General features: G+C 68.4%; 16 protein-coding genes. 9 read left to right on the top strand and 7 right to left on the bottom strand.

What is annotated here, in order from left to right:
* The first annotated feature begins 170 nt into the window (after window positions 1-170).
* Together CA234_RS17045 and CA234_RS17050 are read left to right on the top strand one after the other, a co-directional pair.
* Window positions 171-2,180 (top strand): acetyl/propionyl/methylcrotonyl-CoA carboxylase subunit alpha, encoded by a 2,010-nt coding sequence (locus CA234_RS17045; RefSeq protein WP_125973759.1) that lies wholly within the window; start codon window positions 171-173, stop codon window positions 2,178-2,180.
* A 166-nt stretch (window positions 2,181-2,346) separates the two neighbouring features.
* Window positions 2,347-3,003: a hypothetical protein gene (locus CA234_RS17050; protein ID WP_125973757.1), complete on the top strand. Its 657-nt coding sequence runs from the start codon at window positions 2,347-2,349 to the stop codon at window positions 3,001-3,003.
* A gap of 6 nt (window positions 3,004-3,009) precedes the next feature.
* Here CA234_RS17050 and CA234_RS17055 read toward each other — a convergent pair whose 3' ends face one another.
* Complete coding sequence (locus tag CA234_RS17055) at window positions 3,010-3,489, bottom strand: RNA pyrophosphohydrolase (RefSeq protein WP_125973755.1); 480 nt, start codon at window positions 3,487-3,489, stop codon at window positions 3,010-3,012.
* A 78-nt stretch (window positions 3,490-3,567) separates the two neighbouring features.
* Here CA234_RS17055 and CA234_RS17060 point away from each other — a divergent pair, with 78 nt between their 5' ends.
* The 5 genes from CA234_RS17060 to CA234_RS17080 are packed head-to-tail and all read left to right on the top strand — an operon-like array spanning window position 3,568 to window position 8,738.
* Window positions 3,568-4,509 (top strand): histone deacetylase, encoded by a 942-nt coding sequence (locus tag CA234_RS17060; RefSeq protein WP_125973753.1) that lies wholly within the window; start codon window positions 3,568-3,570, stop codon window positions 4,507-4,509.
* Window positions 4,506-5,492, top strand: a complete 987-nt coding sequence (hemB, locus tag CA234_RS17065; RefSeq protein ID WP_125973751.1) for a porphobilinogen synthase — start codon at window positions 4,506-4,508, stop codon at window positions 5,490-5,492. The genes CA234_RS17060 and hemB overlap by 4 nt, the downstream gene beginning before the upstream one ends.
* Window positions 5,489-6,013 (top strand): GNAT family N-acetyltransferase, encoded by a 525-nt coding sequence (locus CA234_RS17070; protein WP_125973749.1) that lies wholly within the window; start codon window positions 5,489-5,491, stop codon window positions 6,011-6,013. The genes hemB and CA234_RS17070 overlap by 4 nt, the downstream gene beginning before the upstream one ends.
* Entirely contained in the window at window positions 6,010-6,534 is a 525-nt protein-coding gene (locus CA234_RS17075; RefSeq protein ID WP_125973747.1) for a GNAT family N-acetyltransferase, read from the top strand. Before CA234_RS17070 ends, CA234_RS17075 begins: the two co-directional genes overlap by 4 nt.
* Window positions 6,531-8,738: a fused MFS/spermidine synthase gene (locus tag CA234_RS17080; RefSeq protein ID WP_167713057.1), complete on the top strand. Its 2,208-nt coding sequence runs from the start codon at window positions 6,531-6,533 to the stop codon at window positions 8,736-8,738. Before CA234_RS17075 ends, CA234_RS17080 begins: the two co-directional genes overlap by 4 nt.
* On the opposite strand, the gene rsmA is transcribed toward CA234_RS17080, so the two are convergent.
* From rsmA to lptD, 4 genes are all read right to left on the bottom strand, one after another.
* Window positions 8,735-9,556 (bottom strand): 16S rRNA (adenine(1518)-N(6)/adenine(1519)-N(6))-dimethyltransferase RsmA, encoded by an 822-nt coding sequence (gene rsmA / locus CA234_RS17085; RefSeq protein WP_125973745.1) that lies wholly within the window; start codon window positions 9,554-9,556, stop codon window positions 8,735-8,737. The genes CA234_RS17080 and rsmA overlap by 4 nt on opposite strands.
* Window positions 9,553-10,566 carry a 4-hydroxythreonine-4-phosphate dehydrogenase PdxA gene (gene pdxA, locus CA234_RS17090; RefSeq protein WP_126002313.1) on the bottom strand — a complete coding sequence of 338 codons (1,014 nt, stop codon included), beginning with the start codon at window positions 10,564-10,566 and terminating at the stop codon, window positions 9,553-9,555. The genes rsmA and pdxA overlap by 4 nt, the downstream gene beginning before the upstream one ends.
* A 1-nt stretch (window position 10,567) precedes the next feature.
* A complete protein-coding gene (locus CA234_RS17095; protein ID WP_241213557.1) occupies window positions 10,568-11,926 on the bottom strand; it encodes a peptidylprolyl isomerase in 1,359 nt (452 codons plus the stop codon).
* A gap of 98 nt (window positions 11,927-12,024) precedes the next feature.
* Window positions 12,025-14,313: an LPS assembly protein LptD gene (lptD, locus tag CA234_RS17100; RefSeq protein WP_209092424.1), complete on the bottom strand. Its 2,289-nt coding sequence runs from the start codon at window positions 14,311-14,313 to the stop codon at window positions 12,025-12,027.
* Between the two features lie 138 nt (window positions 14,314-14,451).
* Here lptD and CA234_RS17105 point away from each other — a divergent pair, with 138 nt between their 5' ends.
* Together CA234_RS17105 and ndk are read left to right on the top strand one after the other, a co-directional pair.
* On the top strand, window positions 14,452-14,892 hold the full coding sequence (locus tag CA234_RS17105) for a DNA polymerase III subunit chi (RefSeq protein ID WP_125973739.1): 441 nt from the start codon (window positions 14,452-14,454) through the stop codon (window positions 14,890-14,892).
* Window positions 14,893-14,966: 74 nt separating this feature from the next.
* Window positions 14,967-15,389 carry a nucleoside-diphosphate kinase gene (ndk, locus tag CA234_RS17110; protein WP_125973737.1) on the top strand — a complete coding sequence of 141 codons (423 nt, stop codon included), beginning with the start codon at window positions 14,967-14,969 and terminating at the stop codon, window positions 15,387-15,389.
* A 142-nt stretch (window positions 15,390-15,531) separates the two neighbouring features.
* Here ndk and CA234_RS17115 read toward each other — a convergent pair whose 3' ends face one another.
* Both CA234_RS17115 and CA234_RS17120 read right to left on the bottom strand, forming a co-directional pair.
* The gene (locus CA234_RS17115; protein WP_125973735.1) at window positions 15,532-16,914 is read right to left on the bottom strand and encodes a HAMP domain-containing sensor histidine kinase; all 1,383 of its coding nucleotides are present in this window, start codon (window positions 16,912-16,914) and stop codon (window positions 15,532-15,534) included.
* Entirely contained in the window at window positions 16,911-17,630 is a 720-nt protein-coding gene (locus CA234_RS17120; protein ID WP_125973803.1) for a response regulator, read from the bottom strand. Before CA234_RS17120 ends, CA234_RS17115 begins: the two co-directional genes overlap by 4 nt.
* Window positions 17,631-17,636: the final 6 nt, after the last annotated feature.

Below are 17,636 nucleotides of genomic sequence, written 5' to 3' on the forward strand. Positions count from 1 at the left end.
CTCATAAGTACAATTTGGGCAATGTTGCTTGGACCCGCACTTTGGGTCCTGCTCCTGCCCTTGTTTGGCGGCGACGCTGACGCGGTCTTTTACGCATTGGTGGCTGCAATCCTACTGGCAATGGCAGGCTGCTGGTGCACCCTGTCGTTGCTTCGACGCTGGAGCAATTAGTGTTCAAGAAAATCCTCGTCGCCAACCGTGGCGAAATCGCGTGCCGGGTGATGCGGACCGCCAAGAAGATGGGCATCGCCACGGTCGCGGTCTATTCGGATGCTGATGCCCGCGCGCCGCATGTGCGGATGGCGGACGAGGCGGTGCGGCTCGGGCCCGCGCCTGCGGCGGAGAGCTATCTCCGCGCAGACCTGATCCTGCTTGCCGCCAAGGAAACCGGCGCCGACGCGATCCATCCAGGCTATGGCTTCCTGTCCGAGCGCGAGAGTTTCGCCAAGGCCTGTGCCGAGGCGGGCATCGCGTTCGTCGGGCCGCCGCCGGGGGCAATCGCGGCGATGGGCGACAAGATCGAGTCGAAGAAGCTCGCCCAGCAGGCGGGCGTGAACGTCGTTCCCGGTTTCGTCGGCGAGATCGAGGATACCGAGCATGCGGTGCGGATTGCGGGGGAGATCGGCTATCCGGTGATGATGAAGGCCTCCGCCGGCGGCGGCGGTAAGGGCATGCGGCTGGCCTATAGCGAGCAGGACGTCCGCGAAGGCTTCGAAGCGACCAAGCGCGAGGGGCTGGCGAGCTTCGGCGACGACCGCGTGTTTATCGAGAAGTTCATCGAAAGCCCGCGCCATATCGAGATCCAGGTGCTGGGCGACCAGCACGGCAACATCGTCTACCTGAACGAGCGCGAATGCTCGATCCAGCGCCGCCACCAGAAGGTGGTGGAGGAAGCGCCGTCGCCCTTCGTCACGCCGGCGATGCGCAAGGCGATGGGCGAGCAGGCGGTCGCACTGGCGCGGGCGGTGGGCTATTACAGCGCGGGCACGGTCGAGCTGATCGTATCGGGCGCCGACAAGACCGGGCAGGGCTTCTACTTCCTCGAGATGAACACCCGGCTCCAGGTGGAGCATCCGGTGACCGAGGCGATCACCGGGCTCGATCTGGTCGAGCAGATGATCCGCGTGGCCGCCGGAGAGAAGCTGGCGTTCGGCCAAGACGAGGTGAAGTTGGACGGCTGGGCGATCGAGAACCGCGTCTATGCCGAGGACCCCTATCGCGGCTTCCTGCCCAGCACCGGGCGGCTGGTGCGCTATCGGCCGCCGGCGGCGGAGCCGGCGGGGCAGGGCTATGTCCGCGTCGACGACGGCGTGACCGAAGGTTCCGAAATCAGCATGTTCTACGATCCGATGATCGCCAAGCTGATCACCTGGGCGCCGACCCGCGATGAGGCAGCGGACCTGCAAGTCCGCGCGCTCGACCGCTTCCGGATCGACGGCATCGGCCACAATATCGATTTCCTCTCGGCGATCATGCAGCACCCGCGCTTCCGCTCGGGCGAGCTCACCACCGGCTTCATCGCCGAGGAATATCCCGAGGGCTTCCACGGTGCGCCGGCGGACGAACAACTGGTGCGCCGCCTTGCTGCTGTCGCGGTGGTGCTCGACCTCGCGCGCACGGCGCGGGCGGCGGAAATCTCCGGCCAGCTCGGGGCGGTGGCGCTTTCCACCGAGCGTTCGGTGCGGATCGGCGAGCACCGCTTCGACGTGAGCGTCGATGGCTGCGACACCGGGCTGCTGGTCAACCTGTCGAGCGACACGCCGCCGCTGGAAGTCTCCTGCAATTGGCATGCGGGCGATCCGCAGCTCTTCGCGCGCATCGACGGCGAACCTTTCGCCACGTCGGTCGATCGCACGCGCACCGGCTGGAAGCTCACCGCGCACGGCGCCGCGCATCGGGTCGAGGTGCTGCCGCCGCATGTCGCGCAGTATAGCGATCACATGATCGAGAAGGTGCCGCCCGACATGAGCTGCTTCCTGCTCGCGCCGATGCCGGGGCTGCTCACCCGGCTGCATGTCCAGCCCGGCGACCGGGTCGAGGCGGGGCAGGCGCTGGCAGTGATCGAGGCGATGAAGATGGAGAACATCCTCCGCGCCGAGCGCGCCGGCACCGTCAAGCACGCGCATTTCGCACCTGGCGACAGCCTGACGGTGGACGCTGCCATCCTCGAATTCGAGTAACTTAGCGGCAATACGTCTCACATCGATACGGTGGCGTATCCAGTAACGGATTGCCCTTCTGCCGTTTCCGGGCTTGTGGCGATTGGGAAACTCGTGTCTCAATCGTGATAAGAGGGACGCTCGACGGTTCACCCCCGAGGACCGCACGCCCCCAAAGGATGGCAAGGTGCAGGAAGAGGATGGCTTCACCCGCTGGATCGAGGCGTGCGCCGCGGGCGAACTGCTCGGCATCGGTGCCGCCGCCCTCTGGTGGGTCACCGTCGATCGCTTCGATCCGGTGCCGGTCGGCCCCACCGCCGAATGGATCGTCTTCTTCGCCAAGGCGCTGAGCGGCTTGATCCAGGGATTGACGCTCGGGCTGCTCCAGGGCTGGGCGCTGCGGCGGCAATTCCCGGCACTCGATCTGCGCGCGTGGGTAGGTGCGACGACGCTGGTCGGTATCGTCGTATGGGCGATCGGCGCCTGGTACGCCGTGTTTCCGCCACTCGATGGCGATCCGCTGCTGCCGCCCGTCGAGACGCTGTTCCAGACCGCGGTTGCCGCCGCCGGCTTCGGGCTGGGGCTGGGCGTGCTGTTCGGCGCGGCGCAGGCGCTGGTGCTGTACCGTGCGGCGGGTCAAGTGCACTGGTGGGTCGCGGTGAGCGCCATCGGCTGGGGCGCCGCGCTGCCGTGCATCTATGTCGCGGCCTCGGTCGGCAGCGCCGAGCCGAGCAGCCTCGAGATCGCCATTCGCGGGCTGATCGGCGGCGTCGTCTCGGGGGTCGTGCTGGGCACGATCACCGGCCTGTCCTTCGCGGTGATGCCGGCGCGGCGCGCGGCCTGATCGCGCTCAGCCGAGGTGCGGCGCGAACAACTGTAACAGCCGCGTGTAGAGCGCCCGCTTGAACGGCACGATCAATTCCGGAAGGTCGGCAGGGTCCGACCAGCGCCAGGCACGGAACTCGGGGTGCGCCGTCGCGATGTCGATATCGCCGTCCTCGCCGAGGAAGCGCAGCAGGAACCAGCGCTGGCGCTGGCCGCGCCACTTGCCCTTCCACACCTTGCCGACCAGGTCGTCGGGCAGGTCATATTGCAGTTCCTCGGGCGCCTCGGCGATCAGCTCGGCATGATGGCGGGCGACGCCGGTCTCTTCCCACAGCTCGCGAAAGGCGGCTTCGAGCGCATCCTCGCCCGGGTCGATCCCGCCCTGTGGCATCTGCCAGGCCTCCAGCGTCGAATCGAGCCGCTGGCCGACGAACACGCGGCCGTCGCGGTTGAGCAGCATCACGCCCGCGCAGGGGCGATAGGGGAGCGAAGCGAGATCGGTCATGGCGCTTCCCTAGAGCGGCGCGGGACCTGACGGAAGGGTCGTCTTTCGAACGGGATTGCCGCTCCCTAGATTGGCCGCGTGATCCCCGTCGTCCACCACCCCGATTATGTCGCGCCGGCACCGGCGGGCAGCGCCTATCTATGGAACAAGAATGGCCTGGTCCGCGACCTGCTCCACGCCGAGGGCGCGCGCATCGCCTGGCACGCGCCCGAGGCAATGCCGCCGCGCTGGCTGGAGGCGGTGCACGATCCCGACTATGTCGCCGAAGTGCTGGAGGCGCGCGTGCCGCCGCACAAGACGCGGCGGATCGGGTTCCCCGTCACCTCCGCGGTCGCGCGTCGATCGGAGCGGGTGCCCGGCGGCACCTTCCTTGCCGCGCGGATTGCGCAGGCCGAGGGGTATGCGGCGAACAGTGCGGGCGGCAGCCACCATGCGCTGGCCGATACCGGCGCGGGCTATTGCGTGTTCAACGACCTCGCCATTGCCGCGGTGCGCCTGACCGAGGAGGGCCATGCCGCTCGCGTGCTGATCGTCGATTGCGACGTGCATCAGGGCGACGGCACCGCGGCGCTCACCGCCGGGCGATCGGACATCGCCACCTATTCGATCCATGCCGAGAAGAACTTCCCCGTACGCAAGGCACGCTCGACCCTCGACATCGGCCTGCCCGATGGGACGGGGGACGACGCCTATCTCGAAACGCTGAAATCGACATTGCTGCCACTGGTCGCTCAGTTCGACCCCGACTTGGTGCTGTACCAGGCCGGCGTCGATCCGTTCGCGGACGATCGGCTCGGGCGGCTGGGGCTGAGCGGTGCGGGGTTGGTGGCGCGCGATCGCTGGGTGGCGGAGACGATGCGACGGCGCGGCATTCCCTTCGCCAGTACCTTGGGTGGTGGCTATGGCAGCGATGCGATGGAGGTGGCGCAGCGGCATGCCACCTCGATCCTCACCCTCGGCGCTACCGCGCTCGGCGACGCTTGCAACTGCCGCAACCAAGGCGCATTTGACGCGGCATGAGCCAATATCCCGCGCTTCGCCTCCGCCGCTCCCGGGCTTCGGCCTGGAGCCGTCGCCTCCATGCCGAAACGGTACTCACTCCCGCCGACTTGATCTGGCCGGTGTTCGTGACCGAGGGGACGGAAGAGGAGCCGATCGCGGCGCTGCCGGGCGTCTCGCGCTGGAGCCTGAGCGGCATCGTCGACCGCGCCCGCGAGGCGCGAGACCTCGGCATCCCTTGCCTGGCGCTGTTCCCCAATACGCCACATGGCTTGCGCACCGAAGACGGCCGCGAGGCGGTTAACCCGGACAATCTGATGTGCCGCGCGATCCGCGCGATCAAGGACGCGGTGCCCGAAGTGGGCGTCCTGACCGACGTCGCGCTCGATCCCTATACCAGCCACGGCCACGACGGCATCGTCGACGCCGCGGGCTATGTCCTCAACGACGAGACATCGGCGGTGCTGACCGAGCAGGCGCTCGTGCAGGCGCAGGCGGGCGCCGACATCGTCGCGCCGAGCGACATGATGGACGGCCGCGTCGGCCAGATCCGCGCCGCGCTGGAAGGCGACGGGCATGTCAACGTGCAGATCATGGCCTATGCCGCCAAATATGCGAGCGCCTTTTATGGACCCTTCCGCGACGCGGTTGGCAGCCGCGGGCTGCTCAAGGGCGACAAGAAGACCTATCAGATGGACCCCGCCAATGCCGAGGAAGCGCTGCGCGAAGTAGCTCTCGACCTGGCCGAAGGTGCGGACAGCGTGATGGTAAAGCCGGGCCTGCCCTATCTCGACATCGTCACCCGCGTGAAGAGCGCGTTCGAAGTGCCTGTATTCGCCTATCAGGTCTCCGGCGAATATGCCATGATCGAGGCGGCTGCCGCGGTTGGCGCGGGCGATCGCGAGGCATTGGTGCTGGAGACGTTGATGGCGTTCAAACGGGCAGGGTGTTCCGGGGTGCTCACTTATCACGCCCCGTTGGCGGCACGGCTGCTCGGCGCGTGATCGAGACGGCGCGGCTGCTGTTGCGGCTGCCCGCGCCGCGCGATTTCGGCGCGCTCCACGCGATGTGGAGCGATCCGGACGTCATGCGCGACCTCGGGCCGGTGAAGACCCCGGCGCATAGCCGGGCAACGATCGCCCGGCATCTCGGCTATGGCCCCAGCCACGGTCTAGGCTTCCAGGTGGTCGAGCGGCGGGAGGACGGCGCGGTCCTCGGCTTTTGCGGGCTCAAGCCCGGTGCGCCCGACACGCCGATCGCCGGCGAGCTCGAGATCGGCTGGATGTTCGCGCGTGCCCATTGGGGCAAGGGCTATGCCCGCGAGGCGGCCCTGGCGACCCTCGACTGGGCCTGGTCGCACCGCAGCGAGCCCCGCGTCGTGGCGATCACCGCCGCCTGCAACCTGGCCAGCCGCGCGCTGATGGAGCGGCTCGGCATGCGCTGGTTCGCCGCTTTCGAGCATCCGGTGCAGCCGGAAGGGCATCGCTTGCGTCCCAGCGTCGCCTTCGCCATCCCCCGGCCATGATCGAGACCGAACGACTCCTGCTGCGCGGCTGGGCCGATGCCGACCGCGAACCGTTTCATGCGATGTGCACCGATCCGCGCGTGATGGCGTTCATCGGCCCGGTACAGTCGCGCGCCGAGAGCGATGCCGGGGTCGACCGGCAGATCGGCTTTCTTGACAGCCACGGCCATTGCTTCTGGGCGATCGAGCGGCGCGAGGACGGCCGTTTCCTCGGCTTTTGCGGCCTCAAGCCGGGTGCTGCCGGCACCCCCATCGACGGCGAGGTCGAGATCGGCTGGCGGCTCGCCGTCGAGCATTGGGGGCAGGGCTATGCCGGCGAGGCGGCGGAGGCGAGCCTCGCCTGGGGCTGGCGACGGCTCGACGTGCCGAGCATCGCCGCGATCACCGTGGAAGCAAATGCCCGCAGCTGGGGGCTGATGGAGCGGCTCGGCATGCAGCGCGCGCTCGATGCCGATTTCGATCATCCGGCCGCCATTCCCGAACTGCGGCGCCACCGCACGTACCGCATCGCCCGCCCGTGACGGAGGCGCAGGCCGGCGGCGCCCGCCGCGCGCTGTTCGTCGCTGCCATTCTCGGCGGATCGTTCCTGCTGTTCCTGATCCAGCCGATGGTCGCGCGGATGGCGCTGCCGCGGCTCGGCGGCGCGCCGGCGGTGTGGAATTCGGCGATGCTCGTCTACCAGGCGTTGCTGCTGGTCGGCTATGGCTATGCGCATTGGCTGGGGCGGTTCCGCGTACGGACCCAGGCAAGCGTGCATCTCGGCGTGCTCGCCTTCGCGGCGCTGTGGCTGCCCATCGGGCTGGGGACCATGCAAGTCCCCGCAGGTGCCGAGCCTGCTTTATGGGTGCCATGGCTGCTCGTCGCCGCGATTGGGCCGTTATTCCTCGCCATTTCCGCGCAAGCACCTTTGCTCCAGCGCTGGTATGCGGTGGCGAGCCATGGGCGCGACCCCTATGCGCTCTATGCCGCCTCGAACATCGGCAGCTTCGGCGGCCTGCTCGCCTATCCGCTGCTGGTCGAGCCGCTGCTGCGGCTGCGGAGCCAGAGCTGGCTGTGGACGATCGGCTATGCGCTGGTGGCGCTGCTGGTGCTCGCCTGCGCCAGCCGTCTGCCCAAGGGCGAGGCGCTGCCCGCGTCCCGCACCGATCGCTCCGCGACGGTGGCGCGGGACTGGGTGCGGTGGATCGTGCTCGCACTCGTGCCCTCGGGGCTGATGCTGGCGACGACGACCTTCCTCACCACCGATATCGTCGCGGTGCCGCTGTTGTGGGTGCTGCCGCTCGGGCTGTACCTGTTGAGCTTTCCCGTCGCCTTCCGCAGCTCGGCCTTGCTCGACGACCTGCTCGCGCGCTGCGTGCCCCTCGTGCTGCTGCTGTTTGGCGCAACGCTGGTCGCCGGGGATTCGCGGCTCGCCTATTTCAACGCGCTGATCGGCTTGGTGCTCCTGTTCGCGGTTGCGGTTGCCTGCCATGCCCGGCTCTACGCGCTGCGCCCGCCGCCCGAGCGGCTGACCGGCTTCTATCTCGCCATGGCAGTGGGCGGTGCACTGGGCGGCGTCTTCGCCGGACTGCTGGCGCCGATACTGTTCGACTGGACCTATGAATATCCGCTGCTGATCCTCGCCGCCGGACTGCTGATCCCGCAACGCGCGCTGACCGGCGAACTCGCGCAGCTGTGGGCGAGCCGCTATCGGCTGTCCGTGGGGCTGGCGCTGAGCGCCGCGGTGGTGGCGATCGTGATCGTCGCATTGCACGTGCAACTGCTTGGGCCGATCCAGATCCAGCTGGGCTTCGTCGCGGTGGCGGTGATCGGGCTGGTGACGATCGGCGCGCGCTGGCCGTTCGCCGTGGCGCTGGCGGGTGGGCTGTTCCTGTTCGGCGGCTATACCGCGATCGAGACCTCGCTCAGCGGCGCGCGGACCCGCAGCTATTTCGGCGTCTACACGGTGAGTGATCAGCCCGATCAGCGCCGCCTCGCGCACGGCACCACGGTGCATGGCGTGCAGCTTAAAGGTGCCCGGGCGGCGCGGCCTACGACCTATTATCAGGCGGGATCGGGCGTGGGGCAGGCGATGCTCGCGGCACCCGCGCTCTATGGGCCGAGCACGCGCGTCGGCGTCGTCGGGCTCGGTACCGGCACGCTCGCCTGCTATGCGCGGCCCGGCCAGGCCTGGCGCTTCTTCGAGATCGACCCTGCGGTGGTCCACCTCGCCCGCGACTCCGGCAAGTTCAGCTTCCTGCGCCTTTGCGCCCCGCAGGCGCGGATCTCCGTCGGCGACGCGCGGCTGCGGCTGAGCGAACTGCCAGCGACCAGCCTCGACCTGCTTGCGCTCGACGCCTTCTCCTCGGACGCGGTGCCGATGCACCTGATGACCGCCGAGGCCTTCGCCACCTATGGCCGCGTGCTGGCGCCAGAGGGGGTGCTGCTCGTCCATATCTCGAACCGCTTCCTCGCGCTTGCGCCGGTGGTGGCCGGGGCCGCGAAGGCCGGCGGATGGCAGGGGCTGCGGCTGGTTCATGTGCCGAGCGCGCTCGAACGGCAGGACGAAGGCGCGGTATCGGACTGGATCGCGCTCAGCCGCTCGCCGCGGGTGCTGGCAGCGTTGAAGGCGCGCGATGGCGAATGGCGTCCGCTGGTTGGCCAGCCGGGCTTCACCGGCTGGACGGACGATCACGCCTCGCTGGTACCGGTGCTGCGGCTGTTCCGCCCGGCGGGGGAGGACTAGCCGCGCCCGAGTTCGCGCGCGATCGCGACGAACTCGGCGACACTGACGGTCTCGGCTCGGCGGCTCGCGTCGATGCCGAGCGTCTCCAGTGCCGCCAGCGCGCCGGGAACCGACTTGAGGCTCTGGCGCAGCATCTTCCGGCGCTGGCCGAAGGCGGCGGCCGTCACCGCCTCCAGGATGCGGAGCTGCACGCCCTCGGGCGCCGCGCCGGGGACGATGTGCACCACCGCCGACATCACCTTGGGCGGCGGGGTGAACGCCGAGCGATGGACGTTCATCGCGATCCGCGGCGTGCTCCGCCACTGGGCGAGCACCGCCAGGCGGCCATAATGTTCGGTACCCGCCTGTGCGACGATCCGCTCGGCGACTTCCTTCTGGAACATCAGCGTCAGGCTCGCCCACCAGGGCTGCCATTCGGCCGAGAGCCAGCCGACCAGCAGCGCGGTGCCGACATTATAGGGCAGGTTGGCGACGATGTGCGGCTTGCCCGCGAACAACGCCGGTGCGTCGACCTCCAGCGCATCGCCCTCGATAACGCGGAGTTTCTCGGGGAAATAGCCGCCCAGTTCCTCCAGCGCGGGAATGCAGCGCCGGTCGCGCTCGACGGCGGTGACGCTGGCGCCCGCCTGGAGCAGCGCGCGGGTCAGGCCGCCGGGGCCTGGGCCCACCTCGAAGACCTCTGCACCGGAGAGGTCGCCGGGCACCTTGGCGATGCGGCTGAGCAGCTGACCGTCGAACAGGAAATTTTGGCCGAGCGCCTTGCTGGCACTCAGTTGGTATCTGGTGATGACGTCGCGGAGCGGGGGCAGGGCAGTCACGCGGTGGCTTCTGCCCGGCGCTGCGCCGCTTCGGTGGCCATACGAATCGCGGCGATCATCGCACCCGGATGCGCGAGATCCTGCCCGGCAATGCCGAAGGCGGTGCCATGGTCGGGCGAGGTGCGCACGATCGGCAGGCCCAGCGTCATGTTGACGCCGTCGTCGAAATGGAGCGTCTTGATCGGGATCAGCGCCTGGTCGTGATAGAGGCAGAGCGCCGCGTCATAGCCTTGGCGGGCGCGCGCGTGGAACAGCGTGTCGGCGGCGTACGGCCCGCTCGCATCGATCCCGTCGGCGCGGAGCTGTTCGATCGCCGGTGCGAGCACTTCGATTTCTTCCCGCCCGATGGCGCCGTTTTCGCCCGCATGCGGGTTGAGCCCGGCGAAGGCGAGGCGGGGGCTTGCGATGCCGAAATTGCGCTGCAGCCCGCGCGCGGTGACGCGGCCCTTGGCGACGATCAGCTCGACGCTGATCAGCGACGGCACCGCCGCCAGCGGGACGTGTACGGTGATCGGCACCACGCGCAGCGTCGGCCCGGCGAGCATCATCACGGCATTGTCGGCGGTGATGCCGCAGCGTTCGGCGACGAACTCGGTCTGGCCCGGGTGCGAGAAGCCGATCGCGTAGAGCCGCGATTTGGAGACAGGGCCCGTCACCAGCGCGCCCGCGGCCCCGGCGCTGGCGAGGCCGGTCGCCACCTCCAGCGATTGGAGCGCGATATGCGCGGTGCCGAGCGACGGTGCGCCGGGCACCACCGGACCGGTATCGCCGATCGGCAGCACCGGCAGCGCCTCGCCGAATGCCGCGAATGCCTCGCGCGGATCGCCGATCTGCGCGATCGGTCCGCGCCACACGGCGCGCACCGCTACGGGGTCGCCCACCGCGAAGAACGGCGCGAGGCGTTCGGCCCCGCGCGCTTCCCACGCCTTGGCAGTGATTTCCGGCCCGATCCCCGCCGAGTCGCCCATGGCGACGGCGAGCGGAGGCAGGAAGGCGCCTCCTGCCGTCACGTCAGCGATATTCGATCAGCGCGTCGCGGCGCAGGTCGCGCAGCATGCGCTCGGCGCGCAGGTTGACGCGCTGGTCCTCCAGCTGCTCCTGCACCTGCTCGACCGACGGCGTGTTGGCGGCGGGCGGATCGTCGCGGCCGCAGATCACCAGCACACGCACGCCGTCCTCGATCGAGCCGAAGGGCTGGGTCGCTTGGCCGACCTGCAGCGGCAGGATCAGGTTCTGCAGTGCGGGCGGCAGATCCTTGATGACGATGTTGTCGCGATCGACCACTTCGGCGCCCTCGGCCGAGGCGACCTTGCTCACGTCACCGCAGCCGCGGATCGCCTGGGTCGCCTTGGCGAAGGAGGCGGCACGGGTGCTCGCCTGGGCCTCGGTGATGCCCTTGGCGAAGGCGAGCGACAGCTGGCGGAGGCTCAGCTTGGCATCGCGCGGGTCCGAGATGCCGACCTTGTGCTTGTCCGCCAGGTATACGATCGAGAAGCCCGCCGAGAGCGGGATCGGCCCCGCGACCTGGCCCGGTTGCATTTCCTGCACCGCTTGCGCCAGCTGCTCGGGCAGCATCGCCGGCTGGATCCAGCCGAGATCGCCGCCGCGGGCGCGGGTCGAGCTCTGCGAATAGGTGCGGGCGAGATAGTCGAACGGCGTGCCCGAGCGCATCTGCTCGATCATCTTCTGCATGCCCGCGGAGACTTCCTGGGCGCGATCGGGCGTGGCGTTCTGGTAGATTTCGTAGACGTGGTATTCGTCGGTGCCCTTCTGGGCGGTGAGGCGGTCGATCATCGCCTTCACTTCGGTCTCGCCCACATTCACGTTGACGCGTTTGCGCAGCAGGCGGCTCCAGGCGAGCTCGGCCTCGATCTGGCGCTTGATCGAACGCTCGGACGAACCGATCTCGCGCAGCCAGGCGCGCATCTGCTCGGGCGTCTTCTGGAAGCGGGTGGCGACGCGGCTGAAGCTGTTCTCGATCTCGCGCGGATCGACCTTGATCTCGTTGGCCTTGGCCTCCTGGATCTCCAGCGTCTCGTCGATCAGCTGGCGGAGCATGGCGAGCTTGAGCTGCTCGCGTTCCTCGGGCTTCAGGGTCAGCTTCTGCATGCCGGTGACGAGCGCGACGCGCTGGTCCACCTCGGTGCCGGTGATCACATAGTCGTTGACGATCGCGGTGGGCTTGCGGACGTTCGGGTCGGCCTTGCCGAAAATCTCCAGCGTGCTGGGCAGATCGAGCCCGTTGCTCACGCCGGCCTGGCCATCCTGCCCCGCGGAGGTCTGGGCGATCGCCACCGTCGCCAGGGCAGCGAACCCCGCGCCGGCCAGCCACTTCGCACCCGTTCCCGCAATCCTGCCCACACCCATCATCACTTCAGAACGACCCTTATCCTCAAACGGGAAGCAGCGCTTATAGCGCAATTGTGCCTGAACCAAGGCTGAGCGCCGAATCCCCCAGACCGGGCCTTCTAGCGGCCGAGGTTCTTGAAGGCGAGGGTGAGCAGATAGGAGTTGCCGCGCTGCGCGTCACCGGTGGTCGCATAGTCGCGCCGCCAGGTGGTGCCGATGCGCAGGCAGTCGTCCTCGTAGAACAGCCCGATGCGGTGGCGGATCGGCTGGAAGCCATTGGCCAGCGACAGCGGATCTTCCTGCTTGTCGGTGAGATCGATCAGCGTCGAGCCCGACAGCGACCAGAAGCGCGCGAACTGGACGCGTGCGCCGAGACGAAGCTCCTCGCGGTCTTGGAGGTCCTCCAGCGTCGGATCGACATTGCGGTTGAGGCGGAGGTAGCCGACCGTGACATAGGTTGCGCGCGACCCGACCGACATGTCGATCTCGTTCCGGCGCACCGCCAGCCCGTCCTTGTCGAGCCGGTAGCGGTGGGTGAGGCTGACGAAATCGTGGAAGCGGATCACCGTACGGCCGACGATGTCGGACATGCGATCGGTGAGGCCGGTGCCATTGGGGAACAGCGTGGGCCGCGTGGTCAGGCGGTAGCTCTGGCCGACATTGGCCTCGACGCTGATGCCGGGCAGATAGAGCGCGTAATCGAGCCCGTAGGTGAAGCGCGTCGAATCCTCGAAGCGATCATAGCCCGCGAAGCGGTTGAGCGCGAACAGGTTGGAATCTTCGAGATCGACCGCGCGGGCGTCCTCGTTGGGAACTTCCATGTTCGCCAGGTGGGGCGCGACCACCATCTGCACGCGCGGGGTGATCCGCTGCGACCCGCCGAGGAATTCGCCGACGAAGGGCCATTTCACGTCGAGCGCGCCGGCGGCGATGCCGCGGAAGCGGAAGCCGTCCTCGCCGCGATAGCTCGCCACCGTCGTCGCGATCGTGTCGGACGTGTTGTAGACGTCGCCGCGGGTATAGGCCGTCAGGCTGACTTCCTGGCCCCAGTTGGTGAGCCGCCGGATGCTCCACTGTGCGCTGGTGAAGGCGCGCTGGGTGTCCTGCCCGCCGGTGCGGGTGAGTGCGAGGGTGTTGACCTCGAAGTCGAACTTGCCGCCGAGCAGCCCGTCGTCGAGACGGCGACGATAATCGATCTCGGGCAGCGCCACCGGCTGCAGCCCCTGGCGGTCGCCCACGCGCAGCGTCTGCACCGCCCAGGCGTTGATCACGAAATAGCTGTCGGCGTCGATCCGTTCGACGGCGAGGTTGTTGCGCAGCCGGTCGTCGCGCGAAATGTCGTAGCGGCGCAGGAAGGTGCGGTCGCTCGCGACGCGGAACGACGCGCGAACGTCCCAGTTGGTGTCGAGCTGATACCGTCCGGCCAGGTCGAGGTAGCCGCGGAAATCGTTGCGGAGCGTCGCCGGCGTCGGTGTCACGGTAAGGTCGTCGGCGCGGCGGCTATAGGTGCCGTACGCCTGCAGGCGGAAGGCGCCGAGGCTGTTGAGCTCGCGATAGTCCGCCTGCAGCATCGGCAGCGTGTCGGAAAAGACCCGCGGCGTGACGGTCAGGTCGCGATTGGGCGCGATGCTGAAGAAATAGGGAAGGGCGAGCTGAAGGCCGTTGGTGCGGCTGTAGCGCGCGTCGGGCGTCAGGAACCCCGAATCGCTCTGGCCGCCCGCCGGATGCGAAAAGGCGGGCAGCGGGATCGTCACGAACTTGAACACCGAGATGCGCGCGCCCTTGTAGCGCAGCCGGTGCTTGGCCGGGTCGTAGACGACGCGGTCGGCGGTGATCTTCCAGGACGGTTCCTTGGGGCAGCCCGAGCTGTCGGAGACCGAGCAAGGCGTGTAGGCGGCGTTCTCCACCGTGATCACGCCGCCGTCGTTGCGCGAACCGCGCGCGGCGGCGATGCGGCCGCCGGCTTCCAGCACCACCAGCATGTTGTCGACCACGCCATCCTTCAGCGTGTCGGTCAGCTCGATGCTGTCTCCGTAGGCGGCATCGCCCTCCGGGTTGGCGACGACGATGTTGCCGGTGGCCATCACCTTGCCGGTGCGGCGGTCCCAGGTGACCTTGTCGGCGCGGAGGCGGTTGCTTTCGCGGTACATGCGCACGTCACCGCTGGCCGTGACGACGTCGCTGTTCATGTCGTAGTCGAGCTGGTCGGCGGTGAACTGGACCTGCTTGGGATCGTCGGGCAGGCCATTGGCCGGCGGCGGCGCGGGCTCTGCCGGACGGTCCTGCAGATCGGCGGCGGGGAGCGTGGTGCCGGCAGCCTGATCGACGGGCAGGGGACGCGAATCGGGCGCCTGCTGGGCGCGTGCCTGCGCCGACAGGCACAGACCGAGCGCGGCCGGAAAGAACATGGCCTTGCGCTTCACGAAAACTCCCACCTGTATCGACACTCCCCGGCAACGGGCATCCACGTGCCCTATCGCAGCGATTGCGGCTCCGCAACGGGAGGCGCGTTGGCCCCAACGCACATCCGGGCTAAGGGGCCCCGCATGCAGGTCGATTTCTATCACCTTACCGTCGCGCCGCTCGATCGCGTGCTTCCGTCGATCGCCGAAAAGGTGCTGGCCAACGGCGGCCGGCTGCTGATCGTCGCCGGGGATCCGGTGCTGCGTACCCGCATCGACCAGTTGCTCTGGAGCTACCAGCCGGCGAGCTTTCTGCCGCATGCCCAGGCCGGTGGCGACTGGGACAGCGAGCAGCCGGCATTGATTGCGGAGACGGTCGCACCGGCGAACGGTGCCCGCAATGTCGCGCTGGTCGACGGCCTCTGGCGCAACGAAGCGCTGGATTTCGACCGCGCCTTCCATCTGTTCGACGAGGATAGCATCGGCGCGGCCCGTGTCGCCTGGCGCGCCCTGGGCGGCCGCGAGGGCGTCGAGCGGCGCTATTGGCGACAGGACGAAAATGGCCGCTGGGCGCAGGTCGCCTGAGCTTGCATTGAAGACGTTGCGGGACTAGGGAGCCGCCACTTCCTTCCATCACCAATTACAGGAGCCGCACGGCCATGGCCGCGACCCGGACCTTTTCGATCATCAAGCCCGATGCCACCCGCCGCAACCTGACCGGCGCCGTCACCAAGATGCTGGAAGAGGCCGGCCTGCGCGTCGTCGCCTCCAAGCGCATCCAGATGACCCGCGAGCAGGCCGAAGGCTTCTACGGCGTCCACAAGGAGCGCCCCTTCTTCAACGACCTCGTCTCGTTCATGATCTCGGGTCCGGTCGTGGTGCAGGTGCTCGAGGGCGAGAACGCCGTGCAGCGCAACCGCGACATCATGGGCGCCACCAACCCGGCGAACGCCGAACCGGGCACGATCCGCAAGGAACTGGCCGAGTCGATCGAAGCCAATTCGGTCCATGGTTCGGACTCGGAAGAGAATGCCGCGATCGAGATCGCCTTCTTCTTCAAGCCGGAAGAAATCGTCGGCTGATAGGTTGACGGTTACTCGGTAGAAAAGGGCCGCGCTTCCGACGGGAGGCGCGGCTTTTTTTGTGCTTCTTTTCTAAGCCCCTCTTCCTTGGAGGAGGGGCGGGGTGGAGGGATTTCAGAACAGGCGTTCGTCTCGGTGGGGCCTACCGCGGCAGGGTGATCGTCGCAGTCAGCCCGCCACCCTCCCGGTTCCCCAGCGCGATCGTTCCCCCGGCGTCGTTGACGATCGCCCGCGCCAGCGCCAGCCCCAGCCCGATCCCGCCGGTATCGCGGTTGCGCGACTGTTCCAGCCGGGTGAAGGGGTTGAACACCGCCTCCAGCTTGTCCGCCGGAATGCCGGGCCCGCGATCGCACACCTCGATCGTCACCCGCTCGGCCTCGGGGATCAGCCGAACCTCGGCCCCGCCGCCATACTTCACCGCATTCTCGATCAGGTTGCGCACCGCTCGGCGCATCAGCGTCGGCCGCAGGCGCATCTTGAGCCGCTCGGGCTCCTCGAAGGTCACGTCGTGGTCGAGATCGCGGAAATCCTCGACCACCGCATCGACCAGCGCGCCGAGATCGACATCGGTATTCGGCTCGCTCGGCCGACCGAGCCGCGCCAGCGACAGGATGTCGTCCAGCGTGCGGCTCATCTCGTCGACCGTGTCGGCCATCCGCGCGCGATCGTCTTCGTCCTCGACCGACTCGATCCGCACCCGCAGCGCCTGAAGCGGCGTACGCAGGTCGTGTCCGATCGCGCCGAGCATCCGGTCCTTCTCGTCGAGCATCGAAGTCACCCGTCGGCCAAGCGCATTGTAGGCGGCGATCAGCGCACGCACGTCACTCGGCCCGCGCTCGCGGATCGGGGCGGTGTCGTCGCCGGGGCGGAAGGTCCGCGCAGCCTCGGTGAGGGTGCGCAGCGGCCGCGCGATCCGTCCGCCGACCAGCAGCACCGGCACCAGCACGACGACGTAGAGGATCAGCGTCTGCGCGGCGAGCTGCCAGATCAGGTCAAATTCGGTGCGGGGCCAAGGTGTCGCGAGGGTCAGCCAGCCCTTGCCGGGCAGTTCGACCGCGACCAGCATCTCCGCCCCCATCCGCCGCAGCCGCTCGGCGCGCAGCGGGTCGAGCCTGGGGTCGCGCAGACGTTCCGGTCGGACCGGGCGCAGCGCCGCCATGATCGTACCGGCGCGCAGCCCGGCATCCTCGAGCCCGCGCCGGAGATCACGTTCAACATCGGGGCGGCGCCGAGCGATTTCGTTCGCGAACGGGTTTTCCGCATGCAGGCGTACATGGGTGCGAGGGTCGGAGAGGAAGCGCCTCTTCGCAGCCCCTGGCTGGCGCGGGGGTTCGCGCTGGAGGACGAGCAGGCGTTCGGCTGCGTCGGCCAGCCGCGTGGTAGCGGGCGCAATCACCAGAGCGAACCGCGCCTTTTGCCGCTCATGGAGCAGCAGCCCGAAATTGATCGCCTGCGCGACGAACAGCGCCGCCGCGACGAGCAGGGCGATGCGCGCGATCAGGCTGGTGGGCAGGAAGCGCCTCAAAGCCGGGTGACCTCGGCCGCCAGCGTATAGCCGCCGCCCCACACGGTCTTGATGATCGAAGGGTTCTTGGCGTCGGTCTCGATCTTCTTGCGCAATCGGCTGACCTGATTGTCGATCGCGCGATCGAACGCCGCCGCCTCGCGGCCCTGGGTGAGGTCGAGCAGTTGGTCGCGGGTGAGCACCTGGCGCGGCCGTGTGACCAGCGCGTGGAGCAGATTATATTCGCCGGTAGACAGCGGCACCGACACACCCTCGCGGTCGACCAGCGTGCGCTCGCCGGTGCGGAGCACCCAGCCGGCAAAGGCGAAGGAGCCGGTTTCGGGTGCATGCTGCTTGGCGCCGCCTGCCGACCAGCGGCGCAGCACCACCTTGATCCGGGCGGAAAGCTCGCGGGGGCTGAACGGCTTCACGACATAATCGTCGGCGCCCATCTCCAGCCCGACGATCCGGTCGGTTTCCTCGCTGCGCGCGGTGAGCAGGATCACCGGGGTCTCGCTGGTCTCGCGGATATGGCGGCACAGGCTCAGCCCGTCCTCGCCGGGCATCATGATGTCGAGCACCACCAGATCGATCGCATAGGCGTTGAGCCGCGCCCGCGCGCTTTCGGCATCGCCCGACTGGGTGACGCGGAAGCCCTGCTTGGTGAGATATTGCGCGAGCGGCTCGCGGATCGAGCGCTCGTCGTCGACGAGCAGCAGGTGGGGAACCTCGGACATGGTCAC

Source organism: Sphingomonas sp. ABOLE (genome assembly GCF_003950455.1).
Taxonomy (GTDB): domain Bacteria; phylum Pseudomonadota; class Alphaproteobacteria; order Sphingomonadales; family Sphingomonadaceae; genus Sphingomonas; species Sphingomonas trueperi.

Excerpts from the sequence above, each read along its gene's own strand:
- CA234_RS17055 (WP_125973755.1), bottom strand. The coding sequence starts at position 3,489 with ATGACCGATCTCGCTTCGCTCCCCTATCGCCCCTGCGCGGGCGTGATG.
- hemB (WP_125973751.1), top strand. The coding sequence starts at position 4,506 with ATGAGCCAATATCCCGCGCTTCGCCTCCGCCGCTCCCGGGCTTCGGCC.
- CA234_RS17075 (WP_125973747.1), top strand. The coding sequence starts at position 6,010 with ATGATCGAGACCGAACGACTCCTGCTGCGCGGCTGGGCCGATGCCGAC.
- CA234_RS17095 (WP_241213557.1), bottom strand. The coding sequence starts at position 11,926 with ATGATGGGTGTGGGCAGGATTGCGGGAACGGGTGCGAAGTGGCTGGCC.
- lptD (WP_209092424.1), bottom strand. The coding sequence starts at position 14,313 with ATGTTCTTTCCGGCCGCGCTCGGTCTGTGCCTGTCGGCGCAGGCACGC.
- CA234_RS17105 (WP_125973739.1), top strand. The coding sequence starts at position 14,452 with ATGCAGGTCGATTTCTATCACCTTACCGTCGCGCCGCTCGATCGCGTG.
- ndk (WP_125973737.1), top strand. The coding sequence starts at position 14,967 with ATGGCCGCGACCCGGACCTTTTCGATCATCAAGCCCGATGCCACCCGC.
- CA234_RS17120 (WP_125973803.1), bottom strand. The coding sequence starts at position 17,630 with ATGTCCGAGGTTCCCCACCTGCTGCTCGTCGACGACGAGCGCTCGATC.